This is a genomic window from Nocardioides antri (assembly GCF_008373765.1).
GTDB classification, from domain to species: domain Bacteria; phylum Actinomycetota; class Actinomycetes; order Propionibacteriales; family Nocardioidaceae; genus Nocardioides; species Nocardioides antri.
In genome coordinates this window covers 246,653-261,334 of record NZ_VUJW01000001.1, presented here as the reverse complement: position 1 = coordinate 261,334, position 14,682 = coordinate 246,653, and the positions used below count along the sequence as shown (strand labels likewise).

The 14,682-nt window shown below is 72.2% G+C and carries 19 protein-coding genes; 10 read left to right on the top strand and 9 right to left on the bottom strand.

Translation table 11 applies throughout. The features are described 5' to 3' along the window. Positions 1 to 32 precede the first annotated feature (32 nt). Positions 33 to 1,235 carry a coiled-coil domain-containing protein gene (locus F0U47_RS01290; protein WP_149748502.1) on the top strand — a complete coding sequence of 401 codons (1,203 nt, stop codon included), beginning with the start codon at positions 33 to 35 and terminating at the stop codon, positions 1,233 to 1,235. Between the two features lie 2 nt (positions 1,236 to 1,237). Further along, positions 1,238 to 2,395, top strand: a complete 1,158-nt coding sequence (locus F0U47_RS01285; protein WP_149748501.1) for an AI-2E family transporter — start codon at positions 1,238 to 1,240, stop codon at positions 2,393 to 2,395. A gap of 19 nt (positions 2,396 to 2,414) precedes the next feature. Here F0U47_RS01285 and F0U47_RS01280 read toward each other — a convergent pair whose 3' ends face one another. From F0U47_RS01280 to F0U47_RS01270, 3 genes are read right to left on the bottom strand one after another with little or no spacing between them, the layout of a single operon-like run. Further along, on the bottom strand, positions 2,415 to 3,536 hold the full coding sequence (locus F0U47_RS01280; protein ID WP_149748500.1) for a hypothetical protein: 1,122 nt from the start codon (positions 3,534 to 3,536) through the stop codon (positions 2,415 to 2,417). Continuing rightward, the gene (locus F0U47_RS01275) at positions 3,536 to 4,048 is read right to left on the bottom strand and encodes a SigE family RNA polymerase sigma factor (RefSeq protein ID WP_188111119.1); all 513 of its coding nucleotides are present in this window, start codon (positions 4,046 to 4,048) and stop codon (positions 3,536 to 3,538) included. The genes F0U47_RS01280 and F0U47_RS01275 overlap by 1 nt, the downstream gene beginning before the upstream one ends. Before the next feature lie 27 nt (positions 4,049 to 4,075). After that, positions 4,076 to 5,044 (bottom strand): EamA family transporter, encoded by a 969-nt coding sequence (locus tag F0U47_RS01270; protein ID WP_149748498.1) that lies wholly within the window; start codon positions 5,042 to 5,044, stop codon positions 4,076 to 4,078. A 38-nt stretch (positions 5,045 to 5,082) separates the two neighbouring features. On the opposite strand from F0U47_RS01270, the gene F0U47_RS01265 reads away from it, so the two are divergent. Continuing rightward, the gene (locus F0U47_RS01265; RefSeq protein ID WP_149748497.1) at positions 5,083 to 5,622 is read left to right on the top strand and encodes a CGNR zinc finger domain-containing protein; all 540 of its coding nucleotides are present in this window, start codon (positions 5,083 to 5,085) and stop codon (positions 5,620 to 5,622) included. 7 nt (positions 5,623 to 5,629) lie between these two features. Here F0U47_RS01265 and F0U47_RS01260 read toward each other — a convergent pair whose 3' ends face one another. Both F0U47_RS01260 and F0U47_RS20955 read right to left on the bottom strand, forming a co-directional pair. After that, positions 5,630 to 6,403 carry an alpha/beta fold hydrolase gene (locus F0U47_RS01260; protein ID WP_246159362.1) on the bottom strand — a complete coding sequence of 258 codons (774 nt, stop codon included), beginning with the start codon at positions 6,401 to 6,403 and terminating at the stop codon, positions 5,630 to 5,632. Positions 6,404 to 6,408: 5 nt separating this feature from the next. Continuing rightward, the gene (locus F0U47_RS20955) at positions 6,409 to 6,639 is read right to left on the bottom strand and encodes a hypothetical protein (protein WP_188111168.1); all 231 of its coding nucleotides are present in this window, start codon (positions 6,637 to 6,639) and stop codon (positions 6,409 to 6,411) included. Between the two features lie 119 nt (positions 6,640 to 6,758). Here F0U47_RS20955 and F0U47_RS01255 point away from each other — a divergent pair, with 119 nt between their 5' ends. From F0U47_RS01255 to F0U47_RS01240, 4 genes are all read left to right on the top strand, one after another. Next, on the top strand, positions 6,759 to 7,280 hold the full coding sequence (locus F0U47_RS01255) for a SigE family RNA polymerase sigma factor (protein WP_149748496.1): 522 nt from the start codon (positions 6,759 to 6,761) through the stop codon (positions 7,278 to 7,280). 1 nt (position 7,281) lies between these two features. Further along, positions 7,282 to 8,385 carry a hypothetical protein gene (locus F0U47_RS01250; protein WP_149748495.1) on the top strand — a complete coding sequence of 368 codons (1,104 nt, stop codon included), beginning with the start codon at positions 7,282 to 7,284 and terminating at the stop codon, positions 8,383 to 8,385. Between the two features lie 89 nt (positions 8,386 to 8,474). Next, the gene (locus tag F0U47_RS01245) at positions 8,475 to 8,981 is read left to right on the top strand and encodes a hypothetical protein (protein WP_149748494.1); all 507 of its coding nucleotides are present in this window, start codon (positions 8,475 to 8,477) and stop codon (positions 8,979 to 8,981) included. Between the two features lie 10 nt (positions 8,982 to 8,991). Beyond that, positions 8,992 to 9,525 carry a DUF4189 domain-containing protein gene (locus F0U47_RS01240; RefSeq protein ID WP_188111118.1) on the top strand — a complete coding sequence of 178 codons (534 nt, stop codon included), beginning with the start codon at positions 8,992 to 8,994 and terminating at the stop codon, positions 9,523 to 9,525. A gap of 70 nt (positions 9,526 to 9,595) precedes the next feature. On the opposite strand, the gene F0U47_RS01235 is transcribed toward F0U47_RS01240, so the two are convergent. Further along, the gene (locus tag F0U47_RS01235) at positions 9,596 to 10,780 is read right to left on the bottom strand and encodes a 3-hydroxyacyl-CoA dehydrogenase NAD-binding domain-containing protein (RefSeq protein ID WP_149748492.1); all 1,185 of its coding nucleotides are present in this window, start codon (positions 10,778 to 10,780) and stop codon (positions 9,596 to 9,598) included. A 100-nt stretch (positions 10,781 to 10,880) separates the two neighbouring features. Between F0U47_RS01235 and nucS the strand changes: the two genes are divergently transcribed. From nucS to F0U47_RS01220, 3 genes are read left to right on the top strand one after another with little or no spacing between them, the layout of a single operon-like run. Beyond that, entirely contained in the window at positions 10,881 to 11,570 is a 690-nt protein-coding gene (gene nucS / locus F0U47_RS01230; RefSeq protein ID WP_149748491.1) for an endonuclease NucS, read from the top strand. A 40-nt stretch (positions 11,571 to 11,610) separates the two neighbouring features. After that, complete coding sequence (locus F0U47_RS01225; protein WP_149748490.1) at positions 11,611 to 12,546, top strand: esterase/lipase family protein; 936 nt, start codon at positions 11,611 to 11,613, stop codon at positions 12,544 to 12,546. A gap of 44 nt (positions 12,547 to 12,590) precedes the next feature. Further along, positions 12,591 to 12,932, top strand: a complete 342-nt coding sequence (locus F0U47_RS01220; RefSeq protein WP_149748489.1) for a DUF952 domain-containing protein — start codon at positions 12,591 to 12,593, stop codon at positions 12,930 to 12,932. A gap of 1 nt (position 12,933) precedes the next feature. Here F0U47_RS01220 and F0U47_RS01215 read toward each other — a convergent pair whose 3' ends face one another. From F0U47_RS01215 to F0U47_RS01205, 3 genes are read right to left on the bottom strand one after another with little or no spacing between them, the layout of a single operon-like run. Then, positions 12,934 to 13,869: an FAD-dependent oxidoreductase gene (locus tag F0U47_RS01215; RefSeq protein WP_149748488.1), complete on the bottom strand. Its 936-nt coding sequence runs from the start codon at positions 13,867 to 13,869 to the stop codon at positions 12,934 to 12,936. 16 nt (positions 13,870 to 13,885) lie between these two features. Further along, entirely contained in the window at positions 13,886 to 14,410 is a 525-nt protein-coding gene (locus F0U47_RS01210) for a ferritin (RefSeq protein ID WP_149748487.1), read from the bottom strand. A 21-nt stretch (positions 14,411 to 14,431) separates the two neighbouring features. Then, positions 14,432 to 14,632 carry a hypothetical protein gene (locus F0U47_RS01205; RefSeq protein ID WP_149748486.1) on the bottom strand — a complete coding sequence of 67 codons (201 nt, stop codon included), beginning with the start codon at positions 14,630 to 14,632 and terminating at the stop codon, positions 14,432 to 14,434. Positions 14,633 to 14,682 lie beyond the last annotated feature (50 nt).

Genomic DNA, 14,682 nt, shown 5'->3' with positions numbered 1-14,682 from the left:
GTTCACCTCGACCGCAAGGGAGCTTCCCCAGCATGAGCGACCAAGGTCTGTCCATCTTCGACAACGAGCCCGGCGCTGCCCCGCCCGAGCCCGCCGCGAAGACCCCCCACACCGACAACGAGACGACCCAGGTGATGCCCGTGACCACGCCCACCAGCACGACCTCCGCTCCCCCAGCGAGCCCGCGGCCTGCGCCTCCGCGCACGCCCGCGCCCGCGCCCGGGGGGTCGACAGCCGCACTGCCGGTGGTCCGGCGCGGCGGCTACGACCAGGCGGCGGTGGACGCGCAGATCCGGCAGCTGGCGAGCGAGAAGGCCGCACTGGGGGCGAGCCTGACCGAGTCGGAGCAGCGGGTGATCGAGCTCGAGGCCGCGCTGAAGGCCGCCAAGGCCGAGCTCGCCGAGACGGACAACCCGTCGTACGCCGGGCTGGGGGGCCGGGCGAGCGCGATGCTGCGGCTGGCCGAGGAGGAGGCCGAGGAGATCCGCGGCGTGGCCGAGCGGGACGCGGCCGAGATCCTCGACCAGGCCACGCGCGACGCCAAGGCGATCCGCGCCGAGGCAGCCCGTGAGGCGGAGGACATGCGCGCCGTCCAGCTGCGGGAGCTCGAGGAGAACCGCACCCGCCTGCTCGCCGACGCCGAGCAGGAGCTCGCGCTGGCGCGCAGCACGGCCGCCGACGAGCTCGCCAGCGCGAAGCGCGAGGCCGACCAGCTCCGGCTCGCCGCGCAGCAGGAGGCCGGTGAGCAGCGTGCCGCCGTGCAGCGCGAGGTCGAGCAGGCCCGCGCCGCCGCCGACCGGGAGGTCCAGGAGGCTCGCCGCATGCTCGCGGTGGAGAAGGAGCGGCTCGCCCGCGAGGCGACCGACCACCACAACACCGCCGTCGCCGAGACGCGCCGGCTCGTCGAGGAGGCCGAGGAGCGCGCCGCCGCTGCGGAGCAGCGGGCGGCGGAGGCGTCCCGGCAGGCAGCCGAGAACCGCGCGGCCGCGCAGTCCGAGTCCGAGGCCCTGCTGAGCCGGGCGCGGCGCGAGGCGGAGCAGATCGTCGCGTCCGCGCGCACGCAGGCCGAGGCCATCACGGCCAGCGGCGAGGCCGAGGCCCAGCGCCAGCTCGCCGCGACCCGGGCCGAGCTGGACCGGGTGACGAAGCGACGGGCTGCGATCACCGCGCAGCTGTCGTCGCTCGCCGAGCTCGTGGCCGGCTTCGACAAGGGCGACACCGAGGACCAGGGTTGAGAATGGGCCGGCGGCGGACGGCCGCCCACGAGGAGGGCGCGACGTCCGCAGCCGGCCACCCGGGCGGCGAGGACTCCGGCGGCGCCGAAGCGGCCGCCGTGTCCCAGCCGTACGGCGAGCCCGGTGAGCCGTTCGACCGGCGGTCGCCGTTCTTCATCGGCTTCGTCGGCGCGCTCGGCGCGCTCCTGGCCTACTGGCTGTTCCAAGCGCTGATCAGCATCGGCTCCGTGCTGATGCTGGTCGTGGTGTCGTTCTTCCTCGCGGCGGGGCTCAACCCGTCGGTCGAGTTCCTGGAGCGCCGCGGCATCCGGCGCTCGTTCGCCTGTGCGCTGGTGATCGTGGCCGCCCTCGCCACGCTCGCGCTGTTCATCGTTGCGATCGTGCCGGTCATCGCCGACCAGATCCGGACCCTGACCGAGAACGCGCCGATGTGGCTCGACGAGCTCCAGCGGAACAAGCGGGTCCAGAGGCTCAACGAGGAGTACGCGATCGTCGACAAGGCGAAGGAGTTCGTCACCGGCGGCGACTTCATCTCCACGCTCTTCGGCGGAGCCCTCGGGTTCGGGCTCAAGATCGTCTCCGCGCTCTTCAACGCGTTCATCATCCTGGTCCTGACGCTCTACTTCCTGGCGTCGCTCAACACGACGACGCACGCGATCTACCGCCTCGCGCCGGACTCGCGCCGCGATCGGGTCACCAAGCTCGGCGACAAGATCATCCACAACATCGGCGGCTACGTCTCGGGAGCGTTCCTCGTCGCCCTCTGCGCGGGCATCTCGTCGCTCATCTTCCTGTGGTTCACCGAGGTCCGCGAGTACGCCGTCGCCCTCGCGTTCGTGGTCGCCGTGCTCGACGTCATCCCGATGATCGGCGCGACCATCGGCGCCGTCGTGGTGTGCTCGATCGCCTTCGCCACCGACGTCAAGAGCGGCATCGCAGCACTGATCTTCTACGTGATCTACCAGCAGATCGAGAACTACGTCATCTACCCGCGCGTGATGGGCCGGACGGTCGACCTCCCGGGCGCGGTGATCGTGATCGCCGCGCTGGTCGGCGCCGCCCTGCTCGGCGTGGTCGGCGCCCTCCTCGCGATCCCGGCAGCGGCCGCGGTCCTGCTGGTGGTCCGGGAGGTCGCGGTCAAGCAGCAGGACCAGCGCTGAGCGCCGCCCCGTCCGGAGGTCACCCGAGCGGGCCGATGAACGAGTCGATCATCGCGCCCTTGCCGCCGGACGGGCCGTAGACCACGGACGGGATGCCGTTGCGGGCCAAGGGCTCCACCGCCGCGGGCGTCAGGGCGCGGAGGCCGGGACCCGGGCCGAGGTCCACGGTCCCGCCACAGAACATGTCGTAGACCGCGGTGCGATCGAGGACGTCGTTGGGGAACTCGTCGTTGTAGGTGGCGTGGAGGACCACGAACTCGGACCGCTGGCCGGCGCAGTCGACGGGGGGCGGCGCCGGCGCCCGCTCCGCCGCTGCGAACGCGGTCTCGACGGCCGCCGGGGAGAGCTCCGTCGCGTACGACAGGTCGAACCCGCCCGGTCCCTCGCGCCGGTACGCGCAGACCTGGGCGAGGATCAACCCGCCGCGTCGCTCGATCGAGGCCCCGGCGCTCGCCCGGGGAATCTTCGCGAGCGTCGGCTCGCACAGGTGGCCGGGCCGGGCCGAGGCCAGGATCTCCTCGCGGAGGTCCGCGTCGTCGGTGCCGACGGTCACGGTGGTGCCGGCCACCTCGATCGTCTCCTGGACGTAGCCGTCGGCGTACTCGTAGGTCCCGGGCTCGACGTCCGCACCCAGCCAGGCGAAGGGCGCCGTCGGCTCCCACGCGTCCGGGACGAGGGCGCAGACGTCGGTCACCGCGATCGGTCGCCCGACCCAGCCCTGCTCGATCGCCCCCTCGAGGCGGCTGCCGTCAGGACCGACCATCGCCTCGGGGTAGCAGGCGGTCCTTCCGTCGGTCGGCGCGCCGCCGTACCCCCACTCGACGGGTACGTCGACCGCGACCCCCTGCCAGTACTCCGTGCGCCACTTGTCGTCCTCCGTCGGCGGCCGGACCTCGGTCCACGGCCCGTCGTCGACGACGGGCGGGGACGCGGGGTCGTCACTCCTGTTGGTCAGGACCTCCACACCACCGACGACGAGCACCACCGCGGCCGCGGCAGCGGCACTCACCGCCCAGCGCCGGTGCCGCCGGTGCCGCACCTCGGCGAGGGCACGCGCCACGACCGGCACCGCGACGTCGGCATCCTCGGCCCGCGCCTGCAGCCCGTCCCGGAACACCCGCTCCACTTCGCGCTCGTCCATCACGCCTCTCCTCGCTCCGCAGCCTCGAGCTCGCGGCGCAGGGCCGCGAGCGCACGGTGGACGTGGGAGCGCACGGTGGCCTCGGCGACCCCGAGGATCTCGGCGATCTCGGCGTACTCGAGGTCCTCGTAGAACCGCAGCACCACCGCCGCTCGCTGCTGGGGCGGCAGCCCGGCGCACGTGCGCCACACGGCGTCGTGGCGCACGACGGTGGCCGCCGGGTCGGAGGTCTCCGTCCCGCGCACCTCGGCCACCGGCGACTCGCGCCGGCCAGACCGCCGCCAGGCGGAGATGTGCGCGTTCACGACCATCCGCCGCACGTAGGCGTCCGGGTCCTCGCGCCCGCCGACCCAGGACCACTTCTCGCAGGCGTTCGCCAGTGCGGACTGCACCGCGTCCTCGGCGTCGTCCTGCGAGCCCGTCACGAGGTAGGCGAACCGCACGAGGGCCGGCACCCGCGCCTCGACCCATGCGTCGAAGCCGGGCCCGGCGTCAGCCGCGCGATCGGTCACCCCCACATCCACGCACGACACACGCCGTCATAGGGCGATCTGTTGCACCTCGGTCGCAGATTTCTTCTCGCCGAGCTTGACGCCGACCACGCCCGCCAGGACCAGCAGGCCGCCGACGGCCTGCAGCGGGCCGGGGAGCTCGCCAAGGAGCACCCACGCCCAGAGCACGCCGGCCACGACCTCCGAGAGCGCCACGAACGACGCCAGCCGGGAGCCGAGCAGGCGCGCGGCGGCGATGCCGGCCACGTAGGCGACCGCTGCCGTCACCAGTCCGAGCGCCACCAGCGGGACCCACCAGGCGACCTCGACGTCGGCGTACGTCACCGACGTGCGAACGGCGCGCATCGGCAGCAGGCCGACCAACGCCAGCGCGCCGAGCGCGAGGGCGCCGACGACCAGGCCGCCTGCGGCGAGCGTGATCGGCGGGAGGCCGGTGGTGTCGTCGGCCGAGATGACGAAGTACGCCGCAGCGCCGATCATCGCGGCGAGCGCCCACGCCACGCCGCCGGCGTGCAGCCCGAAGCCGGCGAGCACGTCGAGCACCAGCAGCAGACCGACGGCCGCCACCGCAGCGCCGGCCAGGGTCAGCCGCCCCGGGCGCTGGCCGTGACGCAGCCACATCCAGAGGACGACCGCGGCGGGGGCGGTGTACTCGATCAGCAGCGCCGGGCCGACCTCGAGGTGCTGGACCGCGGAGAAGTAGCAGAACTGCGCGCCTGCGACCGCGAGCAGGCCGTAGAGGACGACCAGCGGCAGGTTGCGCCGCAGGAGGCGCCAGCGGCCCCGCAGCGCGGCCACGCCGAACGGGAGCACGACCAGGGCGCCGAGGCCGATCCGCACCAGCACGACGGCGCCGGCACTCCAGCCGTGGTCGAGCATCGGCGACGCCAGGGCGCCGGACAGTGCGAACGAGAGAGCGGAGAACAGGGCGACGGTGATCCCTGCCGCGGCCCGGGGCGGGACCGCCACCGGTGCGTCATGAGTCATTGTCGCCATGACTCATGACAGTACTCACGGTGCGGTAACCTGTCAACGTGGTTTTCGCTCATGACACCGCAATGGCGCTCCAGGCCGCCGTGACACTCGTCAACGCCGAGCTCGAGCCGGTCACGCTGACGACGCCCGACGAGCTCGACGAGTTCCTCTCCGACTTCGGCTACACCGGGCGCCACGACGGCGACCAGGCCGAGGTCGACTCCGTCCGGGCGATCCTCCCCGCTCTCCGCGACCTGCTGACCAGCGACCGCGACCTCGCGGCCGGCCTCGTGAACGAGATGCTCTTCACCGCCAAGGCACTCCCCCAGCTCGCGCGCCACGACGGCTACGACTGGCACCTCCACGCGGTCGCCCCGGACCGGCCGCTCGCCGACCGGATCATCGTCGAGACCGCGATGGCGATGATCGACGTCATCCGCGCCGACGAGATGTCGCGGCTCGGCGTCTGCGCCGACGACGACTGCGAGGGCCTGGTCCTCGACCTGTCCCGCAACCGCTCGCGCCGGTTCTGCTCGACGGCGTGCGGCAACCGCAACGCCGTGGCCGCCTACCGCGCCCGCCAGGCCTCGTCGACCTGATCGATCCTCAGTCCACGAAGCGGCGCAGCACCTCGAGGAAGACCCGCGGCTGCTCGGAGTGCACCCAGTGGCCGGCGTCCTTGACGGTGACCCGCCGCACCCGCGGGAAGTAGCGCTCCATGGCGGCCGCGTAGTCGTCCAGCACGTAGCGCGACTTCGCGCCGCCGACCCACAGCACCGGTCCGTCGTACGACGCCGTCCCGTCGAGCGCCGCGGCCGGCCAGCCGCCGACCTCGTCGATCTCGGCCCGCAGCAGCTCCAGGTTGGGCTGCCAGTGCCAGGCGTCCCCCTCGCGGCGGAGGTTCTGCAGCAGGAACCCGCGGACGCCGTCGTCCGGGACCGCCTCGCGTAACGCGGCGTCGGCCTGCGCGCGGTCGGCCAGGGTGGTGAGGTCGATCGCCAGCATCGCGTCGATGTAGCGGACGAACTCGCCGGCGTGCTCGTAGGCCACCGGTGCGACGTCGACCACGCACAGCCGCTCGACCAGCTCGGGGTGCCGCAGGGCCAACACCATCGCGGTCTTGCCGCCCATCGAGTGGCCGACCAGCGCGACCGGGTCGTCGGCGCTCAGCAGCTCCGCCACCTGGTCAGCGGCCGCGAGGAAGTCGAACCGCTCGCTCCACGGCGACCGACCGTGGTCGGGCATGTCGACCAGCAGCACCCGGTGCTGCGCCGCGAGCGCCTTCGCGTGCTGGGTCCAGTTCCGGCCCTGCCCGAAGAGGCCGTGGCAGAAGACGATCCGGCTGCCGTGGTCGCCGTACGACGTGGTGTGGAGCGGCACGGACGTCAGTCTCTCAGGCGCCCCCGCCCGCCGATCAGGCGCGCCGCCCGAGCACGGCGCGCCTGGTCGAGGTCGGTGAGCCGGCGCGGCTCCCGGTGGCTGACCCGCTGCCACAGGTCGACCACCGTGGCGACTCCTGCGGTGATCGCCGAGCCGACCCGGGCAGCCGGACGCCACAGGATCCGCGGCCGCGGCGCTCCGTCGTCCTCAGGGGCAGGTCCTGGAGCGTCGTCCATGCCCGGGAAACGGCGCCGGCCCCCGCTCCGGTTGCACGCGAGGAGGATTCTTCGCCGACGTACAACCGCGGACGCGCAGTCGACGTTGTCCATACTGGAACCGGACAGAAGGAGGCGGCGTGGCTCGGGACGACGCGGAGTACGTCGAGTTCGTCGAGGCCGTGCAGGACCGGCTCCGGCGCACGGCGTACCTGATGACCAGCGACTGGGCGCTGGCCGCCGACCTCACCCAGGAGGCCCTCATCAAGGTGTACGTCGCGTGGCCGAAGCTGGAGCGCAAGGGCGGCCTGGCGTCGTACGCGCGCCGGGCCGTGGTGTCCGCTGCGATCGACCATCACCGCAAGCGGGCGCGCCGGCCCGAGGTGCTCGTCGACCACCACGACGAGCCGGGTCTCGGTGACGGCTCCGGCGACCGCGCCGACCGGGCCCTGATCGTGCAGGCGCTGCGCAAGGTCCCCGACCGGCAGCGGGCGTGCATCGTGCTGCGCTACTTCGAGGACCTCTCCGTCACCGAGACCGCGAGCGTGCTGAAGTGCTCCGAGGGCAACGTCAAGAGCCAGACGTCCCACGGGATCGCGGCGCTCAAGCGCGAGCTCACCGCCCTCGGCATGCCGGCCCTGACCCTCCCGATGGGAGCGTGAGATGAACGACCTCGACCAGCTGCTCCGCGACGCGGCCGACTCCGGCGACGGGGACCGTCTCGACCCTCGCGAGCTCCTCTCGTCGGGCAGGAGGAGGGTGCGCAACCGGCGGGCCGCCGTCGCCGGGGGCGTCGCGGCGGCGGTCGTCGCCGCGGCCGCGGTCGTCACCTGGCTGCCCACCGGCGACGACCGGCCCGACCCGTCCGACGTGGTCGACGGGCCCGGCGACCACAGCTCGACCTACGAGGAGGTGCGGATCCCGGTCGAGGAGGTCGAGCGCCGCTGCAGCATCGTGCTGAACGGGATCAACGGCACCGGCGACCTCTCGTACGTCACCGGCAGGGCCCCCGACGGTACGGCCGTGAGCGGGACCGAGGCCGACCACTTCGTCGAGACGCGCGAGGGGTGGACGGCGTACCTCAGGCCGGTCGGGGAGAGATGGCCGGCAGGCGAGCCGCGGTACCGCTCCGACGCCGGCGGGCCGAGGCAGTCCGTCGCGTCCGGCTCTGCGGGCGGTGACGGCGGCGGCGACGGCGACGGCGAGATGTTGGTCGGCGAGATGGCCTGCGTGATCCCCCAGGCCGACCTGGTGGCCGCGATCCCCGGCGCGTTGTACACCCCACTCCCCGAGGACGCCGGTGCCGACCAGGTCGTCGAGCTGTGCTCTGCGCAGACCGGCTACGACCTCCGTGGGTGGGAGGTGCTGCTGGTCCGCTCGTTCGAGTTCGAGACCGTCGCGCTCACCATGTCGGAGAACGGCTACGTCGCCACCTGCACCGTCTGGGACGAAGGCTGGCTGTCCGACCTCCGGATCGACCCCGAGCCGTACCTCGACGAGGACGGCGACCCCCTCCCTGCCGACCCCGACGATCTCGCCGTCGCCACCAGCTTCGGCTCGGGGACGTTCACCGAGGCGCGCGTGCTGCCCGGGCTGCCGGACGGCTACGTGGTCAGCTTCTCTGCGGGCGGGGAGGTCATCGCCGAGACCACGACCCACCGCGGTGCCTACGCCATCGAGTTCCCGGTCCCGGAGGAGGGACCGGTCATCGGGCGCGTGACGGACCCCGAGGGGACGGTCCTGTGGGAGGACGTCGTCGACCATTAGCTAACACACCACCCCCTCTTCCTGCGGACTCGGCCGGAATGAGTCAAGATGGAGCCTGAGGTCCCTTCCACGACCCATGGGGAGAAGTCTTGCGATCCGCACTGTTCGTCCGCGCCCTTCTGGCGCTCGCCGCCGCCTTCGTGCTCGGCGGCACGCTGCTGACGGTGCCCGCCACCTCAGCTCCTACTGCTCCCGCCGAGCGCGTCTCGACCCGGGTCAGCGCGCTCGCGCCCGGCTGCCTGCCGAGCCGCTGTTGGACCGCGATCGCGTTCAACCCCGAGACCCTGCGGAGCGGGTGGACCCAGTCGAGCGCGTGGGGCAGCAAGACGCGCGCGATGACCTCCGCCCACAACCACTGCCGGGTGCGGACCGTGAACGAGGGGCACGCCCGCGCGTGCATCTGGCCCGGCAAGCGCCGGGTGTTCAACCAGGGTGGATGCGTCGCGGTCGCCTGGCGCCTGCGCAACGGCCGCCTGATCGAGTGGGCCAAGGGCAAGGCGTTCGGGCCGATCGTCGCCCAGCGACGCGCGCGGGCGGCTGTCCGCGGCGAAGGCACGATCGACTCCGGCTACAGCTGCCCGCCTCGCAAGGGCTGAGGCCGCGACCGTGCGATCGACGGCCGTGACGCGGTCGGTCCTGGCCCTCGCTGTCACGGCACTCCTGGGTGTCACCCTGCTCGCCGCGGCGCCCACCGCCGCGGCGGCGACACCGTCGGGGGCGTCCGAACCGGCCGCCGAGCGCGCGGGCGACGCCGAGCGGCGTGCGAGCTGCGCCTGGCGTCGCAAGCGCTGCTTCGGGGCGATCTCGCTCAACACCCGCACCGGCCAGTTCGGCTGGGCCAACGACAGGCGACGCAGGACGGTGGCGGTCAGCGCCGCGCAGCGCAGCTGCAAGACGCGCTCCGAGCGCGAAGGTGGCTTCCCCGGTCAGTGCAGGCGGGTCGGCTTCGCCCGCAACGAGTGCATGGCCACCGCCTTCCGCGTCAACCACGAGGCGATCGTCGAGTGGGCCTCGGGCTACGCCTACCACGCGGAGACCAGGAACGGCGTGCCCGGCGCGAAGGCCAGGGCCCGGGCGAAGGTCCGTGGCCCGGGTGAGGTGCGGATCGCCTTCTGGCTGTGCACCACGCGCAGCCGCTGACCTGACCGACGACGACAACGGCCCCGGACCGGATCGGTGCGGGGCCGCTTCGTCGTACGACGGACGCGGTTCAGCTGTAGTCGTGGAAGCCCTTGCCGGTCTTCCGGCCCAGGGCGCCCTCGGCGACCTTCTGCTCAAGCGTCGCGGCCGGCGCGAAGCCCGGCTCGTTGAACTCCGCGAAGAGCTCCCGCTGGATCGCGAGGGAGACGTCGTTGCCGACGACGTCGAGGAGCTGGAACGGCCCCATCGGGAAGCCGGCCTCCTCCTTGATGGCGGCGTCGATCTCGTCCATCGACGCGGCGCCCGACTCGAGGAGCTTGACCGCGTCGTTGAGGTAGGGGAACAGCAGGCAGTTGACGATGAAGCCCGAGCGGTCGCCGCACGACACCGCGACCTTGCCGACCTTGGCGCACAGGGCGAGGACGGTCTCGTTGACGTCGGCAGCGGTCGCCTCCGTCGTCACCACCTCGACCAACTTCATGATCGTGGCCGGGTTGAAGAAGTGCATGCCGATGACCGACTCGGGACGCGACGTCGCCTCGCCCAGCTTGGTGATCGGCATCGACGACGTCGTGGTCGCGAGGATCGCGCCCGGCTTGCAGATCCGGTCGAGGTCCTTGTAGAGCTGGGTCTTGATCTCGAGGTCCTCGGCGATGGCCTCGACCACGATGTCGACGTCGGCGAGCGCCTCGCGCTCGGTCGCTCCGGTCAGCCGGCCGAGCACGTCGGACTTCGCGTCCTCGTCGAGCTTGCCCTTCTCGACGAGCTTCGAGAGGCCCTTGTCGATGGAGGAGACGACCCCGGCGACCTTGTCCTCGCCGCGGCCGACGAACACCACGTCGTAGCCCGCCTGCGCGAAGACCTGGACGATGCCGGAGGCCATGGTGCCGGTGCCGACCACACCGACCTTGCGGATGTCGAGCTTGAGCTGCGGCTCCGCGCTCTCCCCGCCGGCCGCCTCCTCGGCGAACGTCCGGCCCTCGGTCGCGAGCTTCTCCAGGAGCTCGGCGGGCTCGTGCAGGTGGTCGCCGGTCTCGGCGTACCGCGCGGCGAGCCGGTCGCGGACGGTCGCGGCGCCGAGCTCGTCGATGACGGTCAGCGGACCCTTCGGGTAACCGCAGCCGTACTGCATCGCGGCGTCGATGTCGGAGCTGGTGGCGTACGACGCCTCGTACATGCGCACCGCGTGGTTCAGGTACGGCAGAACGAGGGTGCTGAAGATCTGCTCGTTGGCCGGGTCACTGGACTGGGTCATGGAGGCAGTGTCGCAAACCGCGGGACGACGTGTACCCGACGGTAACTATGCGAGACGGCCCGGCCCGATCCCGACCGGCCGCACGGTAGGTTGGGCCATCGTGAGACTCGTCGTCGCGCGCTGCCAGGTGGACTACGCCGGCCGCCTCACCGCCCACCTCCCGATGGCGACCCGGGTGCTGATGATCAAGGCCGACGGGTCGGTGCTGGTCCACTCCGACGGCGGCTCCTACAAGCCGCTCAACTGGATGTCGCCGCCGTGCACCGTCCGGGAGGGCACCACCGAGGACGGCGTGGTCGAGTGGACCGTCACGGCCAAGGCCCCCAAGGGCGCGGCGCCGGACACGCTGCGGATCCTCATCGAGGAGATCCACCACGACTCCAACCACGAGCTCGGCGTCGACCCCGGCCTGCAGAAGGACGGTGTCGAGAAGCACCTCCAGGAGCTGCTGGCCGAGCACCCCGCGACGCTGATGCCCGGGCTGTCGCTGGTACGACGCGAGTACCCCACCGCGATCGGCCCGGTCGACCTGATGTGCCGCGACGCCGACGGCGTGAGCGTGGCCGTCGAGATCAAGCGGCGCGGGGAGATCGACGGGGTCGAGCAGCTGACCCGCTACCTCGAGCTGCTCAACCGCGACCCATTGCTGGCGCCCGTGCGCGGAATCTTCGCCGCCCAGGAGATCAAGCCGCAGGCGCGGGTCCTCGCCGGCGACCGGGGGATCACCTGCGCCCTCGTCGACTACGACGCGCTCCGCGGCCTGGACGATCCGACCGACCGGCTCTTCTAGCGGACGTAACGGCGGACGGCACACCGGCGTTGTCGGTTGTGTGAGGACATCGAGAAGACGACCTGCCGCCGGCGCCGTCGCACTGCTCCTGCTGTTCAGCCTCCTCTCCCTGTCGGACCAGCTGTCCCCCTCGAGGAGCACGGCTGCGGCCGCCGCTGCGAGCCGCGCACCGGTCATGCTCGTCCACGGCTACAACAACCGCCCGGGCGGCTGCCAGGGCATCAACCTCGACACCTACTGGGGCAACGCGACGACCCAGCTCACCTCGCGGGCCGGGGTTGCGCCTGCCGACGTCATCCCGGTCAGCTACTACAGCTGTGACCGAGGGGGCGTCGACATCACCGGCTCCGGGCCGGGGACCAACTACCCCGTCACGAAGACCTCCGGCATCCAGAAGCTCCGCGCCGGCCACTCGAGCGACACACCGATCACCCGGATCGCCCAGGACCTGGCGTGGTTCATCCACAACCAGTTCACCCGGAAGGGCCGGCCGGTCCGGGCCGTGGGCCACTCCATGGGCGGGCTCGTCATCCGGGAGGCGCTGCGCCGGGTGCAGGCGGGCGACCCGCGCTTCCCCGGCAAGATCGACGTGCCCGTCGTGCTGACGATCTCGACCCCCCACAAGGGCTGGGCGGACACCTCCTGCAAGGAGACCACCCAGTGCGCCGAGATGACCCCGGGATCACGATTCCTCGCCAACCTCCAGAAGAACCGGGCTCCGCAGGGAGTGCGCGGCACCAAGTGGTGGGCGATGGCCACCCGGGGCGAGCTGATCAGCGGGCTCTCGACCGTCCCCTGCGACGCCATCCCGACCGGGTCGGCCACCGCCGTCGCCGGCGTCAGGGTCGTGTACACCGACCCGTGCTACCGCCACAGTGCCTATCTCCACGACGACTCGCAGAAGCGCGATGCGCAGGGCAGCACGGCGCTCGGCGGCCGTCACTCCCTGGCCTTCATGGTCTACGTCCTGAGGTAGGTGACGGCCCGGGCGATCCGCCCGCTGAGGAGGATGGGTCCACGATGGCCACGATCTTCCACCTCGCCCTCGCCTCGGACTGGGCGGCTGCCCAGGAGGCCGGCGCCTACACGATCTCGACCCGCGGGCGGACCCTCGCCCAGGAGGGCTTCATCCACGCCAGCCGCGGCGACCAGTGGCCGGCGGTGCGCGACGCCTTCTACGCCGATGTGGCCGAGCCGCTGCTGCTGCTCCAGATCGACACCGACCGGCTCGACGTACCCGTCCTCGAGGAGCGGCCTCCGGGGGCGACGGAGACCTTTCCCCACATCTACGGGCCGCTCGCGCTCGACGCGGTCGTGAAGGCGATCCCGGTGCCCGTCCGGGACGCGCCCGCGCCCGGCTGAGTCAGCCTGCTCCGACGAGGGCCGCGACCTCGTCCGCGCAGCCCCAGCTGAGCGTCACCCCCGCGCCGCCGTGGCCGTAGCAGTGCACGACGTCGCCCTCCCGCTCGAGCCGGACCGACGGCCGGGCCGGGCGCAGGCCGACCTTGTGCCCCAGCACCTTGGCCCCACCGAGGGGCGGCACCAGCGCGGTGGCGCGCTCGACGATGAGCCGGGCAGTGGCGGGATCCGGGGTGCGGCTCCACTCGCCGTGCTCCTCCGTGCCGCCGAGGATGATCTCGTCACGCCGCGGGACGACGTACGTCGGCGCCCCCTCCTCGCCGGCCAGCCACCACTCCTCGAGGCCGATCTGCTCGACGACCACGACCTGGCCGCGGACCGGCACGACGGTCTGGTCCGCGGCGAGCAGCCGGGTCCCCAGACCGGCGCAGTCGACGACCACGTCGGCGCCCGCGCCTCCGGTCGTCGGCAGCGCGGCGAGGTTGAGCCGGGTGAGGGTGCCGCCGAGGGCCTCGAGCCGCGCGACCAGCCAAGCCAGGTAGACCGGCATGTCGACGACCGGCGCCACGAAGGCCCAGCCGTCGACGTAGCCGGGCGGGAGGCCGTCGGTGGGAGTCACCCGGCGCAGCGCCGGCACTGCGCCGCGCCACCAGGGATCGGTGGCGATGGTGCGGAAGACCTCGGTGCCGGGGAGCATCCGGACACCGGTCGCGGGGTCCGTCGCGAGACCGGTGAAGACGTCGTACGCCTGCGCTCCCCAGGCGGCGACCCGCTCCTGCGGCAGGGCGAGGTAGGGGTACCAGAGCGCGGCGGCGACGGCCGAGGTGGTCTCGTGCGGGAGGTCGCGTCCGACCACGTCGACCCGGTGGCCGGCCTCGGCGAGGCGTACGGCGCTGGTCAGGCCGACGACGCCGGCTCCGACGACGATCACCCTGGCCATGCCGTCGCTCCGGCGCTCAGGCCCCTGCGGCCGGCGGCGCGGTCGGGTCGGCGCCCGCTGCACCCTGCTCGCGAGCGACGTAGACCTCGATGTCGTTGACGTCGTTCTTGCTGCGCGTGACCACCGTGAGGAGGTCGCTCATCGTGGCGACTTCTTCGACCTGCTCCTTGATGAACCACTGCATGAACTGCTCGGAGGCGAAGTCGCTCTCCTCGCGCGCGATGCGGACCAGGTTGTTGATCTGGTCGGTCACCCGCTTCTCCTGCTCCAGCGCCAGCTGGATCGGCGCGACGACGTCCGCGAACTCCGAGGTCGGCGCCTCCACGCCCGGGATCTGCACGGCAGCGTCGGTGTCGAGGAGGTACTGCACCATCATCATCGCGTGCTCGCGCTCCTCGAGCGCCTGGTTGTAGAAGAAGGCCGCCATCTGCGGCATCGTCTGCGCGTCGTAGTAGACGGCGCAGGCGAGGTACTGGTTGTGCGCGGCGAACTCGTTGCCGATCTGGACGTTGAGCTGATCGGTGAAGCGGGTGGCTGCCATGAGCCGAACCCTATCGGCCCGTCATGCCGCCTTCTGAAGGTGCTTCTTCGAGACCTTCTTGCCGTCCTTGGCGCGCACCAGGACCCGCTTCTTGACGGTGTAGCCGTCGGGCAGCGTGCCCTCCTTGAGCATGCGCAGCGGGCACCGGTCGCACTTCGACTTGGACACGCAGCACTTCGTCTTCGGCAGCTTGCGCGCCTGCGACTTCTTGCCCTTGCCCATGACGAAAGGGTAACCAGCGGAGGTGAGGCTTGCCTATGTACGGTCCGCCA

Bases quoted from the DNA above. Each gene is read 5' to 3' on its own strand.
- F0U47_RS01290 (WP_149748502.1), top strand. From the start codon at position 33: ATGAGCGACCAAGGTCTGTCCATCTTCGACAACGAGCCCGGCGCTGCC.
- F0U47_RS01285 (WP_149748501.1), top strand. From the start codon at position 1,238: ATGGGCCGGCGGCGGACGGCCGCCCACGAGGAGGGCGCGACGTCCGCA.
- F0U47_RS01280 (WP_149748500.1), bottom strand. From the start codon at position 3,536: ATGGACGAGCGCGAAGTGGAGCGGGTGTTCCGGGACGGGCTGCAGGCG.
- F0U47_RS01270 (WP_149748498.1), bottom strand. From the start codon at position 5,044: ATGGCGACAATGACTCATGACGCACCGGTGGCGGTCCCGCCCCGGGCC.
- F0U47_RS20955 (WP_188111168.1), bottom strand. From the start codon at position 6,639: ATGGACGACGCTCCAGGACCTGCCCCTGAGGACGACGGAGCGCCGCGG.
- F0U47_RS01250 (WP_149748495.1), top strand. From the start codon at position 7,282: ATGAACGACCTCGACCAGCTGCTCCGCGACGCGGCCGACTCCGGCGAC.
- F0U47_RS01235 (WP_149748492.1), bottom strand. From the start codon at position 10,780: ATGACCCAGTCCAGTGACCCGGCCAACGAGCAGATCTTCAGCACCCTC.
- F0U47_RS01220 (WP_149748489.1), top strand. From the start codon at position 12,591: ATGGCCACGATCTTCCACCTCGCCCTCGCCTCGGACTGGGCGGCTGCC.
- F0U47_RS01215 (WP_149748488.1), bottom strand. From the start codon at position 13,869: ATGGCCAGGGTGATCGTCGTCGGAGCCGGCGTCGTCGGCCTGACCAGC.
- F0U47_RS01210 (WP_149748487.1), bottom strand. From the start codon at position 14,410: ATGGCAGCCACCCGCTTCACCGATCAGCTCAACGTCCAGATCGGCAAC.
- F0U47_RS01205 (WP_149748486.1), bottom strand. From the start codon at position 14,632: ATGGGCAAGGGCAAGAAGTCGCAGGCGCGCAAGCTGCCGAAGACGAAG.